The sequence below is a fragment of the Paenibacillus amylolyticus genome, assembly GCF_051136285.1.
GTDB classification, from domain to species: domain Bacteria; phylum Bacillota; class Bacilli; order Paenibacillales; family Paenibacillaceae; genus Paenibacillus; species Paenibacillus amylolyticus_F.
This window is the reverse complement of sequence record NZ_CP194938.1, coordinates 5,410,958-5,430,451: the sequence shown is the minus strand read 5'-3', so window position 1 is coordinate 5,430,451 and position 19,494 is coordinate 5,410,958. Positions and strand designations below refer to the sequence as shown.

The following is a 19,494-nucleotide window of genomic DNA, read 5'->3' as shown; positions in this document are numbered from 1 at the left end:
TTGCCATCATCGTAACACTTCTTATTTTATCTCAATAATCGACTGATCGCCAATTTTGAGCACGCCACTCTTTTTCAAGGTGACGGTGGAGCCTTCTGGCAGGTTGGTGAAGATGACAGGAGATATGATCGATGGAGCGTTAGCTTTCACATACTCCAGATCCACTTCCATAATCGGTTGACCTGCTGATACCAGATCACCTTCCTGAACCAGTACGTTGAAACCTTGACCTTTCAGTTTCACCGTATTCACACCTATATGAACAAGCACTTCCTTACCACCGTCAGACATAATGCCCACGGCATGTTTGCTTGGAAATACATTAAATACTTTACCATACACAGGAGATGTAATCGTTCCATCATGTGGCAAAATGGCGAATCCGTCACCTGTCATTTTTTCAGCAAAGACCGGATCAGGTACATTCGTAATATCCATCAGCTCGCCATTGACTGGCATCACGATATCCTCTTCAACAATACGTTCACCTTGCTCCCCTTGCGCTCTTTCCTCTTCAGGAGTTGGTTTAACCTCAGCGGCTGGAGTTGGTGCAGGTGTACGTCCTGCAATGATATCTTGCATTTGGGACTTGATCGTATCGGAACGTGTTCCGAAGATGGCTTGAACGTTATTACCCACTTCAAGCACACCAGATGCACCCAATTGTTTCAAACGATCTTTTTGTACATTGGATTTCTCATTGACTTCAATCCGCAAACGAGTAATACATGCATCCAGATGTTTAATATTTTCCTTGCCGCCAAAGGCTTCAAGAATGTTATGCGGCAGATCGTCGGTCGAACCAGAAGAACCGCCGGATGGATTGTCCGCTGAAGCTTCTTCACGTCCAGGTGTCTTGAGGTTGAATTTACGAATGATCAATCGGAATCCGAAGTAGTAGATCACAGCAAGGATCAAACCGACAATAATAACGTCCCACCATGGTGTACGGTTTGGAATGATACCAAAGATCAGGAAGTCAATAAAACCACCTGAGAAGGTCATCCCGATTTTCACACCAAGCAATTGCATGGTCATGAAAGACAAACCTGCAAAGATACAGTGCACAGCAAACAAAATTGGTGCTACGAACAGGAACGAGAACTCTAATGGTTCCGTAATCCCTGTCAGGAATGATGTCAGTGCAGCTGAACCCATAATACCTGCAACATATTTTTTATGTTCAGGTCTTGCTTCATGGTACATCGCAAGTGCGGCTGCTGGCAAACCGAACATCATGAACGGGAATTTACCAACTTGGAACGTTCCCGCAGTCAAAGCAACGCCATCACGCAACTGACTGAAGAAGATTTTTTGGTCTCCGCGGATCACTTCACCCGCTTTGTTCACATACTCACCGAATTCAAACCAGAATGGGGAGTAGAAAATGTGATGCAAACCGAACGGAATCAGTGACCGTTCTACAACACCGAAGATAAAGGCCGACAAGGTCGGACTTGTATCTACCATGAAGTGAGAAATGGCATTTAATCCGTTCTGGATTGGAGGCCAGATGACCACCAGAAGCAACCCTAATAGCAGGGAGACTACTGAAGTAACGATGGGAACAAAACGTTTACCTGCGAAGAAACCGAGGTAAGACGGCAGTTCAATTTTGAAGAATCGATTATAACACAGTGCCGCGGCGATACCGATGATGATACCTCCAAACACCCCTGTGCTTAATGTCGGAATACCTAGAATGCTTGCATAACCAGGTACTTTGCCGATCATGGCAGGTGTAACACCTACAGCAGAACCCAAAGTCACATTCATAACCAGGTAACCGATGATGGCTGCAAGTCCTGCAACGCCTTCACCACCAGCGAGCCCAACGGCTACACCGACCGCAAATAGTAATGCCAGATTATCAAATACGATCTGACCTGCATTCATCATAATGGTTGCAATCGAGTTTACCCATGGGGTATCGAGTGCAGTAGCATACTGTAGGAAATCCGGATTCACCAGCATGTTACCGATTCCGAGCAGCAAACCTGCGGCTGGAAGAATCGCTACAGGCAACATGAGAGCTTTACCTACTCTTTGCAATACACCAAAAAGCTTCTTAAACATGGCGTTGTATTCTTCCTTTCGTTTCAAATGTATATGTCGTGATGCAAGCAAGGGAACACAAAAAAGGCATGAACTAATAAAAGTGAACTGTGCCTACCTTGGGGTATAGCATACCCTTAAAAAGGTAGAACAATCACACTCTAATTAACTCATGCCTGATCGAGTCAGTAACACGTCGCTTATGTTTATTCAGTTGCTTGATTACGGTCACCATTGTAGCATCACTTTAAACGTATTGCAAGCCTTTACAGAAAAAAATATTATTCTGCATGCACCACTCAAATGATCTCACTTATTCTCTTCTTCTTTCCGCTGATTTAACCGCTGCAGATGTATGGTTAAATAACCAACTTCTGCCGGATATACAGGCAGTTTTAAGCGCTTTTCCATCACTTTAGTGAGCTTCCATGCAAGCGAGTACATTTCGGGGTACTCTAATTTGAGCAAGGAATCCAGTTTGTGCAGCTCCTCCACCTTATCTCCACGGCGCACACGTTCCAAGGCAAACCGAAGGTGAGTTAACAGACGGGAATAATCCAAAGACTGCGTTTCGAAGGAATAGTCGAGTTGGTCTGCAACCAGGTTCACCAGATCCGTAATTAATTGAGAATGCTCACGCACCTGGGATATGTTTTGATTCGTCATTGCACTATAGATGTGAAGAGCAACAAAACCAATCTCATCTTGGCCCAAATCCACGCCCATTTTTTCCTTAATTAAACGAACAGCGTATTCTCCCATCCGATACTCGTCCGGGTAAATCTCCCTTGTTTCATATAAAAAAGGGTTCTGAATAATAATACCTTGTTCTTTGCGTTTCAGCGCGAAAGAGATATGATCCGTTAAGGCAATATGAATATGCTCATTAAGCTGAACATCTGTACGCTCGGCGATATACGTGATGACTTCATTAATAATTTCAATCAAAGCTTCATCTACCTGCGGAAGAAGCTGTTTGTACTGCTCCTGTTCCTGCTGGTTTTTCAAAATAAACATCTTCTCTACAGCCGTCAGTGGGATGCCATCACTCGGCTTTCGATTAAAGCCAATCCCCTTGCCGATGACAACAACTTCGCCATGCTCAGGATGCTGTGCAATAATTACGTTATTATTTAGCGCTTTATCTACATGCAGGCTGCTCATTTTTGCACCTCTTTTTTCACACCATCTTGGATGTGTCTGACACATCTTCATTCATACAAAAAAACATCCGGAGCGGGCAAACCGCGCCGGACGTCTCGCTTAAAAAGTAACAAAAATTCGCCTTGAGGTCAATAGAGCAACATGTTATATGCCATGTTCGTTAGTAATCGTCCATGCCCGTTCTCTCTACAAGCTTATCGGTGATGGAAGGACTTTTAACAGATTCACTCGATTGAACAGCAACAGGTGTAGCTGTTTTGGGCTTCGTGAGCCCCTTGATCAGTTGTTCAACATCGATACCGGAGACACTTTTGAGCATTTCGGGTGCAGTTGCCATAAGTTCAGTCACATAGTTGCTGACACGAGCTGCACCCTCTCCCTTACCTGTATCCACAACGGTAAGTTTATCAATAGCCGAGATTGGCTCAGCAATTTTACCAGCAAGTTCAGGCAACATTTTGACGATGATATCGAGTACTGCCGCTTCACCAAATTTCTGGAATGCTTCTGCCAGTTTTTCTTTCGCTTCAGCTTCTGCAAGACCACGTAGACGAATAACTTCCGCATCTGCCGTACCTTTGGCAAGTTCCGCGTCCGCCATAGCCTGACCTTCCAGACGCTTTTGTTCAGCTGTAGCCTTGGCATGTGTTTCGATGGAATACTGTACTGCATCAGCTTCACGCATTCTTTTCGCTTTGTCAGCCTCAGCCGCCTGCTCGACTGCATAACGATCCGCTTCGGCTTTTTTCTTCACTTCCGCATCATATTGCTTTTCGCGTACGATAATTTCTTTTGCTTGCAAGTCAATCTCCCGTTCTTTACGGACAAGTTCTACTTTCATTTCTTCTTCCACTACGGTCTGTCTGGCACGGGCTTCATGGATGTGGTAGGCCTGATCGGCTTCCGCTTTTGCTGTATCCTGATCCCGTTTAAACGTCGCGACTTTCAGTTCCTTCTCTTTGGCAGCCTCGGCGATATTCGTATCACGCAGCAACTCCGCTTTTTGACCCTGTTCTTCCGCATTTGCCTTTTGAATACGTGCATCTCGCATCGCTTCCGCTTCAGCAATCTCGGCATCCCGCTTCACGGCTGCAATTCTCGGTTTACCTAGTGCATCAAGATAACCCTGCTTGTCACGGACATCTTTAATGGTAAAAGAGACAATCTGTAGTCCCATTTTCTTCAAGTCTCTTGCTGCTACGCCTTGAACCTCTTGCGCAAATCGATCCCGGTTCCGATAGACTTCTTCAACCGTCATTGTACCGAGGATAGCCCGCAAATGACCCTCTAGCACCTCCTGAGCTTCGCTTCTCAGCGCTTCTACAGGTTTCCCAATGAATTGTTCAGCTGCCGTTGCAACGTCCTCAACAGCGCCTCCGACCTTGATAATGGCTACACCATCTGCAATTACCGGAACACCCTGTTCCGTGTATACCTCAGGAGTGGAAACATCCAGCTTGTGGGATAACAATGAGATAAACTCGGATTGCTGGAACACTGGCAGGATAAATGCACCGCCGCCACGGACAATTTTAATTTTACGACCTGAGTCGTCATCCGATATATTTTTATTACCAAGGAACGAACCTGTCACGATCATTGCTTCATCTGGCCCAACCGTCTTATATCTCGCCCAGAAAGCCAAACCCAAAATCAGAATAACTCCAACCACAATTACAGGAATCAACAATACATCCCAGTCCAGATTAGTCATTCACATCTCTCCCCTTATCTCGTAAGTACTTTAACTTCTTCCACCTTCAACAATCTTCAACCTTAGCATTTCTGTTGTTGACATTAGACTTCCTTAAGTACCTTTTCATCCCACTCCGATACGCGCAATACGCCATCCACCACATCTATGACGACCACTCGTGCTCCCGCCGCAATGGGGAGCTGTTCAAAACTGGACGCCGTTTGCGTTGTACTACCGGAAGCGAATCGGATCATCACTTCACCAAACCCTTGTTCCGGCACTGGAATGGTGATTTCTCCAATCTTTCCGGATAATTCTTTCATAGAAAAACCAATAGAAACATCGCTGTTACGCATCGGCTTGATGTATGCAAAGAATACCAGCATGGCTGCAGCAATACCGATCAACAGGGATAAGATCAGATTAGACATCACACTAAGAGAGCTGTACCGCGTAAGTAGTATGCCTGCTCCACCAAAAGCAGTGATGGAACCCGCCAGTACAACAGGTTTGAAAAAATCAATACCAGGCATTTCAAATGCACCATCCAGCAAACCGTCAATCAAGTCACCCAGCACCAGGCTAACGATAGCAAAAACGGCACCTCCGATGAGACATCCCCAATAAATTGCTTCCATCCCCTCTTCCTCCTCTCTCTGCTGCAAATTCTCCCAACTGTGCATTCCACATGTAAATAAATACGTACATCCAGGCAAAATGTTTCAAAATCTTTCCTAAGATGTCTTGAGGAACCGCTAATGGGTATTAGCATTATAATATTCAGAAATGCTCCATTTCTCTTGCCCATGCAAAAAAATGCAAGCCTCCAACAGGAGACTTGCATTTATGTTCGTATTCCAATTGATTTTAAGCTTATATGCCAAGCTTCTCATTTCACCTACAGCGAAGCTTTGTAGATGGATACCACATCTTCACGCTGCAGTTTTTTGAAGTTACCAAACGGCCCAAACAGCATCGCTTTATCGGCCATCACTTCAATCTGACTGTCATCAATATCATAATCAGCCAGACGATTTGGTGCACCAATGGATGTCCAGAACTTGCTGAGTGCATCGATTCCTTCCTCGGCAATCTGTCTGTCCGTTTTGCCTTCAGGGTTCACATCAAACACGTTGATTGCAAGGCGTTTGAAACGATCAACCTTCACATCAAGGTTATGTTTCATCCAGTGCGGGAACAGAATCGCAAGTCCGCCACCATGCGGGATATCATAGACCGCGGATACGGCATGTTCAATATTGTGAGATGCCCAGTCTCCTGCCAGACCCATGTTCAGTACACCATTAAGCGCCATCGTTCCGCAGTACAGAATCGTTTCGCGCAGTTCATAATTCTCCAGATCATCTACCAAACGAGGACCTGCTTCCATAACGGTACGCAGAATCGTCTCGCAGAAGCCGAGTTGAACAGGCGTATTCGGGTCCAGATGGAAATAATGCTCCAATACGTGAGACATCATGTCCACCATACCGTATACCGTTTGATCCTTCGGTACGGTATATGTATTTACGGGATCAAGAATTGAGAACGCAGGGAAAGAATAAGCACTGCCCCAACCCAGCTTCTCTTGCGTTTCTTCGTTTGTGATTACGGAACCGGAGTTCATCTCTGAACCGGTAGCGGCCATAGTAAGCACTGTGCCAAGTGGAAGTGCATCTTGTGCAACAGCTTTACGCTGTGCAAAGTCCCACATGTCTCCATCATATTTGGCCCCAACGGCAATCGCTTTGGCACAATCAAGTACACTGCCACCGCCAACGGCCAGAATCAGCTCAATATTATTCGTTTTGCAGAGGTCTACTCCTCTGTGCACAGTGGATAAACGCGGGTTGGGCTCCACACCTGCAAGCTCCGTCACTTCTGCTCCGATTTCCTTAAGCATACCGAGCACTTGATCATACAGTCCGCTGCGTTTGATGCTACCACCGCCGTATACAAGCAGAACCCGTTTGCCGTATTTCGGCACTTCCGTTTTCAGCGCTTCGAGCTGGCCTTTACCGAAGATTAGTCGAGTTGGGTTATAAAATTGAAAAGATCTCATGATCTATAATCGCCTCCAAGGGAGTTTAATTTTTAGTGCAACCTCAATTATAGTACCCCTTTTATAGAAAAACAAATCGATAGCCGCTCACTTTAGTTCATTCCATTAATCTGCAGATGCGCCTGAAGAAGTGCATTTACAGATGGCAAGTCTTCTGTCTTTGCCCAAGTTGTAACGTCCCACAGTCCTGCCTGATTGAAAGCCCGTGGACAATGAATGAAACATTCTTCGACTTCAACAATGACGGCTGCTCCAATCGTTTTACCACTCCAGTTCATGCTTGCGATGAATTCTTCATCCTTTGTGATCCGAGCTGCTCCATTAATACGCAACACTTCATTCAAACCCGGAATCACAAACAACATGCCCACACCCGGATCTGACAAAATGTTCAATAACGAATCGATCCGCCGATTGCCCGGCCGTTCCGGGTACACCAATCTATGAGAATCCAATACACGAACAAAGCCGGGTTCATCCCCGCGCGGTGATACATCACATTTTCCATCCTGATCCGAAGTGGACAAGAAGAACAAGGGTGACTTCGTGATAAAATTCTGAACATGCGAATCTACAAACGGGATTACTTTGTTACGGACACGTTCGCTTGATTCTCCTACCATGCTTTTAAGTTCCTTGGCATCCGAAATAAATGGAAGATGAAGCGGCTGCTTTTCCAAATGAATCGTCCCCGTTTCCTTATGTATTGTGGATCATTCTACTCTGTTCTTCTTTCGTTTCTTACTCCATTATACACCTCAATCCATGCCAAAAAGCACCCGTTCGCAATCGAACGGATGCCAGATAATCTTATTACTCGGTATATCCCATACTGCTAACGAAGCGGCGGAATGCCTGACGTCCAGCCTCATCATGTTTATACACACCTGCATGCTCCAGAATTTCGGAAAATTTCAAACCTACTTGCTGTTGCACAAGCGTAACCGCTTCTTCTTTCGTCAAGCTGGAGCCATGTCCCTGCTTCAACGCTTCTGTCCACGGTAAATGTTTGTTCAGCTCGTGATCTGCTGCCTGGGCAGCTTCTGCAAGCTGTGTATTCCCCGCCAAGATGTCCGCAATACCATCCAGTTCCTCTTTAAGACGTCCTGGCAAAATAGCAAGTCCCATGACTTCGATCAGACCGATGTTTTCTTTTTTCAGATGATGCATCTCCCGGTGCGGGTGGAAAATACCTTCCGGATGCTCATCATTTGTACGGTTGTTACGCAAAACGAGATCCATTTCAAATCCACCGTCCGCGCTGCGGCGAACAATTGGTGTTACCGTGTTATGAGGCACCTTTTCCCCATCGATCTCACTAAACGCTTCGATCTCTACTGCGGAGTCACTGTAAACTTTCCATGCTTCATAAACGGCGTCACCCGCTTCTAACAGTTCCGCAGGATCATGTGAATGCAAACGCATCACGGACATCGGCCATTTCACAAGGCTCAGTGTCAGCCCAGGTGCATCCGCATGACGGAAGATAGCCTCAGGCTGTGCGTTTTGAATCGCGAATGTATGACGTCCACCTTGGAAGTGGTCATGTGTCAGAATGGAACCGCCCACGATCGGAAGATCGGCGTTAGACCCGATAAAGTAATGCGGATATTCCTGAACAAAGGCAAGCAGTCTGCGCAACGTATCCTTCGTCAGTTTCATCGGCACATGATCATGATGGAAAATAATGCAGTGCTCATTGTAGTACACGTACGGCGAGTATTGGAACAACCACGGCTCATTGTTAAGCTGCAGCGGAATGACACGCAGATTCTGGCGGGCAGGGTGATTCACCCGACCAGCATAACCTACATTTTCACGGCACAGCTGACATTTCGGATATACCGGCGGCGGAAGCAGCTTCGCCATGGCGATTTCCTTTGGACTTTTTTCCGGTTTGGACAGGTTGATCGTAATTTCCATCTCACCATAAGCGGTATCCTGCGTCCAATAGACGTTTTTGGAGACACGATCCATCCGGATATAGTTGGAATTAATGGACAAGTCATAGAATTGCGATGTTGCCGCCTCGATGCCTTCCGTTTGCTCTTTATCGCGGAATGCACGCACAACTTCCGATGGACGTGCCATCAGGTGACCCATAATTTTGGCATCCAGCAAATCACGGAACGTATCGCTATTTTCAGGAATAAGTCCGATTGTATATCCATAGTCAATCAGAGTGTCCAGCATGGTCTGTGGACTGTCAGGAACTGTAGCATCCAATTCACCGGCGTAAGGCTCCGAGAATCCGAACTGTTCCATCAGCAGGTTGCGGCTGTAATCATAGTCCGCTTCCTCGATCAATTTTTTCTGTAAGGCAAATGCGACCAGACGCTCAATGGCATGCAGTGCTTCCTGCTGCTCGGGTGTACGCTCTGTGGCCTCTGCTCCAGGTTGAGTCTGTGACATAAGATGTTCGCCTCCTAGTTTTTTCCGTAGCCTTCTGGACGGGATTGATGCCAGTTCCATGCGCTTTGAATCACATCTTCGAGATTCGTCCATTTCGGATTCCAGCCCAGAACGGATCTGGCTTTCGCAGATGATGCCACCAGCACAGCCGGGTCACCAGCACGACGCGGTTCCTGAACAACCGGGATATCCAGACCTGTCACTTTTTTCGCTGTTTCAATCACTTGTTTCACTGAGAATCCAGTACCGTTACCCAGGTTAAACACGTTGCTGTTCTTCCCTTTGCGCAGGTAATCTACTGCACGCAGATGTGCATCAGCCAGATCGCTAACGTGGATATAGTCACGGACACATGTGCCATCTTCTGTTGCATAGTCATCACCAAATACGGCGATATGCGAACGTTGTTTCAGTGCGGTTTGCAATACAAGCGGAATCAGGTGACTTTCCGGCTGGTGATCTTCGCCGATTTTGCCGCTTTCGTGCGCACCGGCTGCATTAAAGTAACGCAGGGAAACATATTTGATATCTTGCACTTTATCAAACCAGGACATCATGCGCTCCATCATCAACTTCGTTTCACCATATACATTCGTAGGTTCCGTACGGTCGCTCTCTTCAATGGGCACCTTCTCCGGCTCACCGTAGGTTGCTGCTGTAGAAGAGAAGACAATGCGACGTACATTGGCTGCATTCATTGCTTCTAACAAACAAAGTGTACCAAACACGTTATTATCGTAGTATTTAGCCGGCTCTTTCATACTTTCGCCAACCAGCGAGTTCGCAGCAAAGTGAATGACAGCATCGATTGAATTTTCCGCGAACAGCTTTGTCAAAATCTCCTTGTCACGCAAATCCCCTTCGTACAGCTTACCACCAAGCAGTGCCTCGCGATGCCCTGTCTGCAAATTATCCAGTACAACGACCTCTTCGCCACGTTCAAGCAACGCTGCCACTGTATGAGATCCAATATATCCTGCTCCACCTGTCACCAAAATTGCCATTTTACTTCGCCTCCTTGAGTTCGTTAACACCTTCGCCTACCCCACATACATAAAAATCACCTTTGAGACCCGTACGCGCTTCATAAGCCGTACCTACTTCACGAACAAAACGCTCCACATCATTCTCGTGCACCAGAGACACCGTACATCCACCAAAACCAGCCCCCGTCATACGAGCCCCTAATGTTCCTGGAATGCGCTGCGCTTCCTCTACCATGACATCCAGTTCAGTACAGCTAACTTCATACAAGTCACGCAGCGATTCATGCGAAGCATTCATCAACTGTCCAAATGTCTGCAGATCATTGTTCCGCAAAGCTTCGACTGAGGAGAGCACCCGCGCATTTTCTTCTACAACGTGCTGCGCACGCGCTCTGACTTTCTCATCCTTGATCTGATCCCGTAATGTGTCAAACTGCTCCGGCTTTAATTGAGCCAGGTAATTCAGTGCAGGCAGCTGTTCCTTCAAAATGGCAAGTGCCTGCTCGCATTGTGAACGCCGCTCATTGTATGCCGAATCGACCAAACCACGACGTTTGTTTGTGTTACCGATAATCAGTTTGTAAGCACCTGTGCGGAAAGAAACCTTCTCATACTCCAGCGTGTCGCACATCAGCAGAATCGCATGATCCTTCGCCCCATTGGCTACAGCAAACTGATCCATAATGCCACAGTTGACACCAACAAATTCGTTCTCAGCTTTCTGGGACAAAAGCGCAAGCTCCACGGTGTCAATGTCGGGTAATCCTTCCATGGATTGAATTGCATACCCGGTGAGAACCTCCAGAGATGCTGATGAGGAAAGTCCTGCGCCATTCGGAATCTCACCATGGTAGAGGAAATCATACCCTCTCGTCACTTGGACGCCTTTGCCTTGCAGTTGTACCATGACGCCTACCGGGTAGTCTGTCCACTCTCCCGTCTTCTCCTGACCAATGGAGGCCATGTCCAGAGTTCCCTCGTATGCCATATTGGTAGAAGCCAGCTGTAATTGGTTATCCGTACGTTCACGAATAAGCAAGGTTGTACCAAACTCAAGAGCGGCCGGGAGCACATAACCACCATTATAGTCGATATGTTCACCGATCAGGTTCACACGTCCAGGGGCATGGAACACACGGATGTCCGCTCCACTTTCTCCGTACTTCTCAATAAACTTTTGTCGCAAATCAGTTGCATTCAAAGCTGATGCACCTCGCCTCTTTGTTGTGGTTTTCTTAATGTTATTATATAACGGAGCGACCCTTCTTGAAATGAAGCCATGTGTGATTCATATGGATAAATGTGACCTTTAATCCTATAATGAGTTTAACGAATCAAGCTCGACATCATGGAAAGAAGGAACATATATGAAGGAAGCCAAGGCTAACGAGGTTGAAACAAACCGTAACATAAATAATTCGTCCAGCCCCCAAACCCCACAGGAAACAACGGCAGGCAAAAGCGGAGCACTTAGTTATTCCGTTGCCTCGAATCCCGTCTATCACAATCAAGGGGCACTGCATGTCCTGTTTGCCGGTGCGAGCCAGACCCTTCCCGGACATGCGCTCGGGCCGAAGCTATATGATTATTATCTTTTGCATTATGTAGAAAAGGGGGCCGGTACGTTCCGTACTGAGTTGCACACCTACGATCTCTATGCTGGTGACTGTTTTCTGATCCACCCTGGGCAACTGGTGAGCTACCAGTCTCATACCCGCAAGCCGTGGCAATATCGCTGGATTGCCTTTACAGGCAGTGAGGCCGCACAGCATGTGAAACAGGCTGGATTTCGGCCCGAGAAATCCGTTTTCCATGCCGGTACAGCAGGTAACATATCAAACTGGCTGTCGGTCATGCAGGAAGCTTTTGCAGAGCGAAAAGAGAGCGCCCATTATACATCACTCGGTACACTGTATATGATTTTAGCCGAGGCTCAGAATCACCTTTCCGAAGGGCAAACGTTGACATCAGGAGAATCCTCCATACGGCGCACAGTCAAACAGATGATTCAATATATGTCCACCCAGTATGCTTACCCTGTGTCCATTGAGCACATGTCCGAGAGCCTGGGGTATAACCGTGCGTATCTCTCACGTATTTTCAAGCAGGAAACAGGGCTCACTCCTGTCACGTATCTGCTGAAACTTCGGATCGATAAGTCTCGTCAACTCCTGCGGGAACGTCCGGACTTGTCCATCGAGCAAGTATCCGCATCTGTGGGTATGCCCGACGCCTTGTATTTCTCCAAACAGTTCAAACGATTCCACGGGGAGGCGCCTAGTCTCTATCGGGAGAAACTGCTTGCGCGTCCGTCACTTGCAAAAGGGACGTAAAATCACTTCTTCACATAAAAGAGAGAGCATCACATCGTAAATATGAACAAAAAACGGAATAACTGAATTAGGATCACATGTTCAAAATAAAAAACGTGCATCTTGCCTTTATGGCTAAGATGCACGTTTTGTCTATGATTTATTTCTGAACATTCCCCCACATATGGGACAGGTTCTAATCCTTGTTTTTGTTCGTAGACTCCGGTCGCAGAATCGACTCAATCCGCTCCAGTTCATCTGAAGAAAATTCCAGCTGGTTAAGCGCCGCTACATTCTCTTCAATCTGAGACGGGCGGCTTGCACCAATCAACGCAGACGTGACTCTTCCATTGCGCAATACCCATGCCAGTGCGAACTGGGCGAGACTTTGGCCGCGGGCTGCCGCAATCTGATTCAGCGCACGTACCTTGCGAAGTGTTTCTGGAGAGATATTATTTTCATTCAGAAATACTGAAGGGCCTTTGGCACGGGAATCTTCCGGAATGCCATTCAAATATTTGTTCGTAAGCACACCTTGCTCCAATGGACAAAACGCAATACTGCCTGCTCCATACTCATCCAGCACATCCTGAAGTCCATCTTCAATCCAGCGATCCAGCATGGAGTACCTTGGCTGATGAATCAGCAGCGGTGTACCCAGACTTTTCAATATTTCGGCCGCCTGTTTCGTTTGCTCCGCAGGATAATTGGAGATGCCGACATACAGTGCCTTGCCTGAACGGACAATATGATCCAGTGCCATCATCGTTTCTTCCAGCGGCGTATCCGGATCATAACGGTGTGAATAAAAAATATCTACGTAGTCCAGTCCCATTCGTGTCAGGCTCTGGTTCAGACTGGAGATCAAGGATTTGCGGGAACCCCACTCACCATAAGGCCCTGGCCACATATAATATCCGGCTTTGGTGGAGATGACCAGTTCATCCCGATATGGTTTCAGATCCTGAGCCAGCACCTGACCAAACAACTGCTCCGCTGAACCTGCAGGTGGGCCATAATTGTTTGCCAGATCAAAATGTGTAATGCCGAGATCAAACGCGCGGGTAATCATGTTCCGCCCATTCTCCACACTGTTAATTCCACCAAAATTATGCCACAGTCCCAGTGAAATCGCTGGCAGCTTGAGGCCCGAACGTCCCACGCGGTTATATTTCATCGTTTCATAGCGTGTATCAGCAGCTACATAGACCATCATGAATCCCTTCTTTCCACAGGTTCGCGCATCCAGTATCCAAGCCTTAGCCGGAGGATGCAGTAATTCAGTCCATTTTTTAGCGCAGAAGTCGCTTCACAACCCTGGTCACCCAATAAGATGATTCACAAACAACCTTAAGTTAACCAAGAAGTTGTTCTACCCTATTCATTACCTCTCCAATGGGCTCTGTAATCAACAAGTCTGCCCGATGATCATATGCGGTTGGTGTGGCATTGAGCAGAACGGTATGTTTCCCCTCAAAATACGTAATCAATTGAGCGGCCGGATATACCGTCAGTGATGTTCCTCCTACCAGCAGTAAATCTGCTGAAGATAAGGCATCGATGGCATGGTACAACGTTGTCTGATCCAGTTCTTCTTCGTACAGTACGACATCCGGTTTGATGACGCCGCCGCATGAGGTGCAACGAGGTACAGCATCTTTCGATTGAATAATGTCATGCAGTGAATGGAATTGTTTGCAATCCATGCAAGCATTGCGATGAATCGAACCGTGAAGCTCCAGCACATGACTGCTACCTGCCTTTTGATGAAGACCGTCTATATTTTGCGTAATGACAGCGTGCAATTTCCCCTTTTGTTCCAGTCTGGCAAGTAAATAATGACAGCCATTTGGCTCTGCATGAGGATGAAGCATTTTGCCCCGGTAAAAGTCATAAAAAATATCCGCATGTTGATCAAAAAAATGACGGCTTAACAGTTCCTCCGGAGGATAAGGGGAGTGCTGCTCGGTCTGATACAGTCCTGCAGCCGAGCGAAAGTCGGGAATCCCGCTTTCCGTTGAAGTTCCGGCTCCTCCGAAAAAAACAATACGTGAGCTTTCCTGAATCCAGGCAGCCAGTTGCTCTGTTGCGTTCATCCTCTCTCCTCCTTTGATTTCCATTATTCATAACAGCATCTATAACACTATACCCAACTCATTATAGTGACGTATTACGGCATCAGCGTCATGCAAATGCGCGCCCTGATCCAATTGCGGACAATAGCCCAATGTATATGCTGCTCCTGCATGGCGCCCCATTTGCATATCACCGTTGCTGTCTCCAATGATTACAGCCTCATGAGGCTGAACAGATAATTCCTGGCAAGCCAGCAGGAACGATTCCCCATCGGGTTTGCCACGAGTTACCCGGTCACAACCCACAATGGAAGTGAAAAAGGAACGGATCCCCATCCAGTCCAGATGCGCTTCAGCTGCTGACGTACTGTCGGAAGTAACAACCGCCATAGGAATCGCTGCTTCTTTGCAGCGCTTTAGAAATTCCAGTAATCCGGGCATGGGTTCAGCGGATTTACGCTCTCTTACAGACCTCATCGCTATGCTTGAAAACTCACGTATCTTCGTTATAGCTTCGTTCCATGGCGTACCTGCAGCATAGAGCTGTCCTGCCAGCCAACCGTTACATTCATCTATAGTCGCAATGGCAAGCGGGCCTTGAACATCGTATCCGTTGATATGGCCTTCCGAATCATGAACGGTGCCCAGCACATGTTCAAGTTCTACGGTAAAAGAGGCTCCACGTTCTCGCATCCATGTTTGCATTTGCACGAGCATACTCTCGGCCCAAGGGCCCCATAATTGAAGAAAATCCAGCAAAGTGCCATCTTTGTCAAACAGAATTGCCCTGCAAGGGATATTCTCTCCCTGCACCTGTAGCAAAGTCACTTGCCATCACCTCCGCTGAAAATGAGACTATTTTATCGTATCTAACCAGGACAACAACGTTTTGACCGTCTGTTTCAACTGATCCTCTTCGCTGACTGTAGGCTCCCCGTCTCCCTTCTGATGACCATAGTCACCAAACTGAGCGTGGTTTCCCCCTTCAATGGTGTAATACACCGTATCTGGTGGCAGATACATGCGTCCCTCCTGATACTTCGTCATATTCACAACTCCATCGTTGGTGCCGAGAATGGACAACGCTGGAATCCCCAGCTTCTGCACACTACCTTTTTCATCCGGATAGGACGCCAGAAAAAAAATACCATGAATAACATCAGGATGTGCCACGACATACCGTGCAGCCATAGAGCCACCAAGCGAGTGTCCACCCATGACAAACTTCTCTTCCGGATATGCTGCCAGAATATCATCGGCGAGACTGGGTTTGATTACAGCCAAATTGAACGGCATCTTAGCAATAATGGTATGATGACCAGCTGCAGCAAGCTCATGAGCAAGAGGCGCATAACTTTCCGGTTTAACTAAACCGCCAGGATAGAAAAGTATACTTTTTCCATCTGCTTTAGGTTTATCCGGCTTAAAATCGATCCAGTTCTCCTGCTGGCTGACGCTAACCCCGCCGGATGTCTCCATCGCAGCCTGAGCTGCCTCTTGAGGTCCGTAAGGTGTAAACAGCTTCCATGCAACGTATCCGCAACCAATGACAATGAGCGCCAAAAGTATGAGCAGAAACTTCCCAATGCCCCTCTTTTTGCGCCCCATATTATAACGATTTCTCAACATCATTCACCTTTCTCCACCTCCGCAAATACCGCGGCTTATGGAAGCGGGAGCCCGCTTGTACCAGGCTCCCTTCCATATTGAAATACTATTCAGCTTTAGCTTTGCGATAGGCTTCCATATATTGTTCTGCTTTGCGGCGGACGTGACTCAAATCTCCCGTCTTCACAGCTTCTGACGTCAGATCAGAGCCAATCCCCACAGCTACTGCTCCACCTTTGATCCAATCCCCCAGATTGGACAAAGACACGCCGCCTGTTGGCATGAAATTCGCCTGTGGCATAGGGCCTTTCATCGTTTTGATAATCGAAGGATCATACAGATTGCCAGGGAACAGTTTGATAATATCGACGCCAAGCTCCAATGCACGCTGCACTTCAGCAATCGTCATGACACCCGGCAGAATGGGTACGCGATACAAATTACAGATTTGAACCGTATCAGGATTAAGGGAAGGCCCAACAACAAACTCAGCCCCGGACATAATTGCAGCTCTCGCCGTTTGTGGCTCAAGCACGGTTCCTGCTCCAATAATCGCGAATTTCTCCGGATCTTGCGTATTCCAATGATATACACGGCTGAGTTTTTCGATCGCTTTAAGCGCACTTGGAACAGTCATCGTAATTTCGATAACCTTGATTCCGCCCGCAATTGCCTGCTCTGCCATAGCAATAACCTGGTCGGCTGAATCTGCGCGCAGAACCGCCACCACGCCATTGTCCGTCATCTTTTGCAACAGTTGAAGCTTCTTCATTTCATTCTCTCCCTTATCCATGTGGTGGTTGTATATACAAGCTTTACATTTGAAGAACGAAGATGAGTCATCCTGATTTAACGGTACTTAGCGCTCAACGTGAGCAACATTATTCAACTTGGCCTCGACCTGCGCCCATGTCGGAAGTGCTTCCCAATCTCCAACGGCCTGAATAACCATTGATCCGTTCAAATTACCAAGCCGAGTCGCTTCCTGTGGGGTGTATCCTTTCAACAGACCCGCTAAAAAGCCTGCGCAGAATCCGTCTCCAGCCCCTACAGTATCAAGAACCTGATCTGCTTTAAAGTACGGAACTTCCGTTAGGGTACCATCCGCAAGTACGTAGGTCAAATCAGGGCCGCCCTTAACGATACACACTGCATTCATTGCAGCTAGGCGTTCAAGCACCTTTTGATCACTTTCTTCGTTATATAGCAATTTCATCTCATCCAAACCTGGTAAAAAGTAGTCAGCCTGTTCAGCCAAACGCAGCAACACGGGACGAGCCTTCTCTACTGACCACAGCTTGAGGCGCAGATTTGGATCAAAGCTCACTTTCACCCCTGCCTGCTTGGCAATATGTATGGCGGCTTCAACCGTGGCAAGTCCTGATTCGCTGATGGCTGCGGTAATCCCTGTGACGTGTAAAATTTTGGCCCCGGCGATATATTCCGGATCGAGATCATCCGGTGTCATCGCACTTGCCGCGGATAACTTCCTATAGTAATGCACCGAGGCTTTCCCGGAAGCGTTCTCACGAATCATCAGACCTGTAGGTTCATGATCACTTAATTTGGCCCTAGATACATCTACACCTTCGCCGCGAATGGCTTTCAGAATCATGTTTCCGATCGGATCGTTACCGAGCCGTCCAAACCAGCCGCTGCTATGTCCAAGGCGTGCTACACCAATAGCCAGATTGCTCTCAGCTCCTCCGAACGTCTTGTCCAGTGTAGCTGCATATTCAAGCCCTCTCGTGTCTCTGGCCGTCAGCAACCCCATACTCTCCCCGAATGTAATAATATCAGGGCTTTGAAAGGGACTCGTTGACATATTGCCTTCCTCCTTAATATTGACTACCTCATCTTCTTCTACCATTGTCATCCCGTATGCAATTGTTGTCAATCCCGAAGCCTTCTTTTTGTTGTCACATCTTTGAGAAAAGATAACGCTTTCTAATGTGAATTAAATCACAATCATTCGATTGAATTCATATTACCCTTAATACAGATGTATAACGGATAAAGATACACTACTTTTCAACGAAGCTTTCGAGGGGGCTACATCATGAGAAATCAGATACTGATTCAGAATGATCAGGAATCTTTCTTTTACAATCTTCGCTTTATGTTAATTGTCTGCGTGCTGGCCGGAAATGCACTGGAACCACTTATTACCCGCTTTGCCGGAGCGGAGGCTTTGTTCATGTGGATCTACACGTTCCATATGCCACTCTTTGTATGGGTGACCGGGTATTTCGCCAAAGCTTCTATTCAGGGTACCTCAGGACGAAACGTACTGAAACAGATCGCACTGCAATATCTTCTGTTCCAATCGTTATATGCGTTGATGGATGCCACCGTATTCCATACACCTCATATTCGGTTATCCTTTTTTGCACCATACCTGCTGCTCTGGTTCCTTGCCAGCCATTTCTGCTGGCGGTTACTGGTTCGGCTTACGATCTCCTGGAAACCTGTATATCGGTTGATTGCTTCAATCGCACTGGGAGTCATTGCCGGTTATTTGCCAGTCGACGGTTTTTGGCTCAGTTGCAGCCGTACCTTTGTGTTTCTGCCGTTCTTCGTCATTGGATATGACTACGGTTCAGCTATTCGCGCTCGTCTGCTTCCAGGCTGGGGGCGCAGAGTAGCTGCAATCCTCTCTGCAACCTTACTGGTATATATTGCATACGGCGGTTTAAACATTCCACAGGGATGGCTGCTTGGAAGCAAGACTTACGCTGAACTGGGTCACCAAGAGTGGTATGCCGGTATTTACCGGCTTGGCGTGTACTTGCTGGAGATCATCTCTGCAATACTTTTCCTTGCCTGGGTTCCGAACCTGACCTCCAAACTGACAGATCTGGGTCGTCGTACACTGTATGTCTTTCTTTTGCACGGCTTTCTTGTGCGGATTGCGATCTGGTCAGGTGTCTACAGTTACATGGGAAGTGTAATGTTTATCCCTGTCATTCTTATCGTTGCTGTGCTGTTCTCGATTACACTGGCTCACCCGCTTGTCCGCCAAACCTTTAAAGCTTTCATTGAGCCGGATATTTCACGGATTTCATTTCATCGACACGGTCTTTTCAAGCGTTCTGCATAATGTTCCAGATCACTCCTGATATCC

At 47.2% G+C, this 19,494-nt stretch carries 17 protein-coding genes; 2 read left to right on the top strand and 15 right to left on the bottom strand.

Going from position 1 to position 19,494, the window contains the following annotated elements; all coding sequences use genetic code 11:
- Positions 1-21 precede the first annotated feature (21 nt).
- The 9 genes from ptsG to ACR8BL_RS23615 all read right to left on the bottom strand — a co-directional run bounded on the left by ptsG (position 22) and on the right by ACR8BL_RS23615 (position 11,576).
- Positions 22-2,076, bottom strand: a complete 2,055-nt coding sequence (gene ptsG / locus ACR8BL_RS23655; RefSeq protein ID WP_434749798.1) for a glucose-specific PTS transporter subunit IIBC — start codon at positions 2,074-2,076, stop codon at positions 22-24.
- Between the two features lie 288 nt (positions 2,077-2,364).
- Positions 2,365-3,219, bottom strand: coding sequence for a glucose PTS transporter transcription antiterminator GlcT (gene glcT, locus ACR8BL_RS23650; RefSeq protein ID WP_434749797.1), 855 nt, complete (start codon positions 3,217-3,219; stop codon positions 2,365-2,367).
- A gap of 160 nt (positions 3,220-3,379) precedes the next feature.
- Entirely contained in the window at positions 3,380-4,933 is a 1,554-nt protein-coding gene (locus tag ACR8BL_RS23645) for a flotillin family protein (protein WP_434749796.1), read from the bottom strand.
- A gap of 83 nt (positions 4,934-5,016) precedes the next feature.
- Positions 5,017-5,553, bottom strand: a complete 537-nt coding sequence (locus ACR8BL_RS23640) for a protease (RefSeq protein WP_434749795.1) — start codon at positions 5,551-5,553, stop codon at positions 5,017-5,019.
- 260 nt (positions 5,554-5,813) lie between these two features.
- The gene (locus ACR8BL_RS23635; protein WP_434749794.1) at positions 5,814-6,977 is read right to left on the bottom strand and encodes an iron-containing alcohol dehydrogenase; all 1,164 of its coding nucleotides are present in this window, start codon (positions 6,975-6,977) and stop codon (positions 5,814-5,816) included.
- 92 nt (positions 6,978-7,069) lie between these two features.
- The gene (locus ACR8BL_RS23630; protein ID WP_434753223.1) at positions 7,070-7,663 is read right to left on the bottom strand and encodes an MSMEG_1061 family FMN-dependent PPOX-type flavoprotein; all 594 of its coding nucleotides are present in this window, start codon (positions 7,661-7,663) and stop codon (positions 7,070-7,072) included.
- 127 nt (positions 7,664-7,790) lie between these two features.
- A complete protein-coding gene (locus ACR8BL_RS23625; protein WP_434749793.1) occupies positions 7,791-9,389 on the bottom strand; it encodes a UDP-glucose--hexose-1-phosphate uridylyltransferase in 1,599 nt (532 codons plus the stop codon).
- 14 nt (positions 9,390-9,403) lie between these two features.
- A complete protein-coding gene (gene galE, locus ACR8BL_RS23620) occupies positions 9,404-10,393 on the bottom strand; it encodes a UDP-glucose 4-epimerase GalE (protein WP_434749792.1) in 990 nt (329 codons plus the stop codon).
- A gap of 1 nt (position 10,394) precedes the next feature.
- Positions 10,395-11,576 (bottom strand): galactokinase, encoded by a 1,182-nt coding sequence (locus ACR8BL_RS23615; RefSeq protein ID WP_434749791.1) that lies wholly within the window; start codon positions 11,574-11,576, stop codon positions 10,395-10,397.
- Between the two features lie 166 nt (positions 11,577-11,742).
- Between ACR8BL_RS23615 and ACR8BL_RS23610 the strand changes: the two genes are divergently transcribed.
- Complete coding sequence (locus tag ACR8BL_RS23610; protein ID WP_434749790.1) at positions 11,743-12,708, top strand: AraC family ligand binding domain-containing protein; 966 nt, start codon at positions 11,743-11,745, stop codon at positions 12,706-12,708.
- Between the two features lie 175 nt (positions 12,709-12,883).
- On the opposite strand, the gene mgrA is transcribed toward ACR8BL_RS23610, so the two are convergent.
- The 6 genes from mgrA to ACR8BL_RS23580 form a co-directional block, all read right to left on the bottom strand.
- Positions 12,884-13,900 carry an L-glyceraldehyde 3-phosphate reductase gene (gene mgrA / locus ACR8BL_RS23605; protein WP_434753222.1) on the bottom strand — a complete coding sequence of 339 codons (1,017 nt, stop codon included), beginning with the start codon at positions 13,898-13,900 and terminating at the stop codon, positions 12,884-12,886.
- 142 nt (positions 13,901-14,042) lie between these two features.
- Positions 14,043-14,783, bottom strand: a complete 741-nt coding sequence (locus ACR8BL_RS23600) for an NAD-dependent protein deacylase (RefSeq protein WP_434749789.1) — start codon at positions 14,781-14,783, stop codon at positions 14,043-14,045.
- A gap of 39 nt (positions 14,784-14,822) precedes the next feature.
- Entirely contained in the window at positions 14,823-15,590 is a 768-nt protein-coding gene (locus tag ACR8BL_RS23595; protein WP_434749788.1) for an HAD family hydrolase, read from the bottom strand.
- 27 nt (positions 15,591-15,617) lie between these two features.
- Positions 15,618-16,394 (bottom strand): alpha/beta fold hydrolase, encoded by a 777-nt coding sequence (locus ACR8BL_RS23590; RefSeq protein WP_434749787.1) that lies wholly within the window; start codon positions 16,392-16,394, stop codon positions 15,618-15,620.
- An 82-nt stretch (positions 16,395-16,476) separates the two neighbouring features.
- Positions 16,477-17,142 carry a bifunctional 2-keto-4-hydroxyglutarate aldolase/2-keto-3-deoxy-6-phosphogluconate aldolase gene (locus ACR8BL_RS23585; protein WP_434749786.1) on the bottom strand — a complete coding sequence of 222 codons (666 nt, stop codon included), beginning with the start codon at positions 17,140-17,142 and terminating at the stop codon, positions 16,477-16,479.
- Positions 17,143-17,229: 87 nt separating this feature from the next.
- Positions 17,230-18,195, bottom strand: coding sequence for a sugar kinase (locus ACR8BL_RS23580; protein WP_434753221.1), 966 nt, complete (start codon positions 18,193-18,195; stop codon positions 17,230-17,232).
- Between the two features lie 234 nt (positions 18,196-18,429).
- Between ACR8BL_RS23580 and ACR8BL_RS23575 the strand changes: the two genes are divergently transcribed.
- Positions 18,430-19,470 (top strand): acyltransferase family protein, encoded by a 1,041-nt coding sequence (locus ACR8BL_RS23575; protein ID WP_434749785.1) that lies wholly within the window; start codon positions 18,430-18,432, stop codon positions 19,468-19,470.
- The last annotated feature ends 24 nt before the right edge of the window (positions 19,471-19,494 follow it).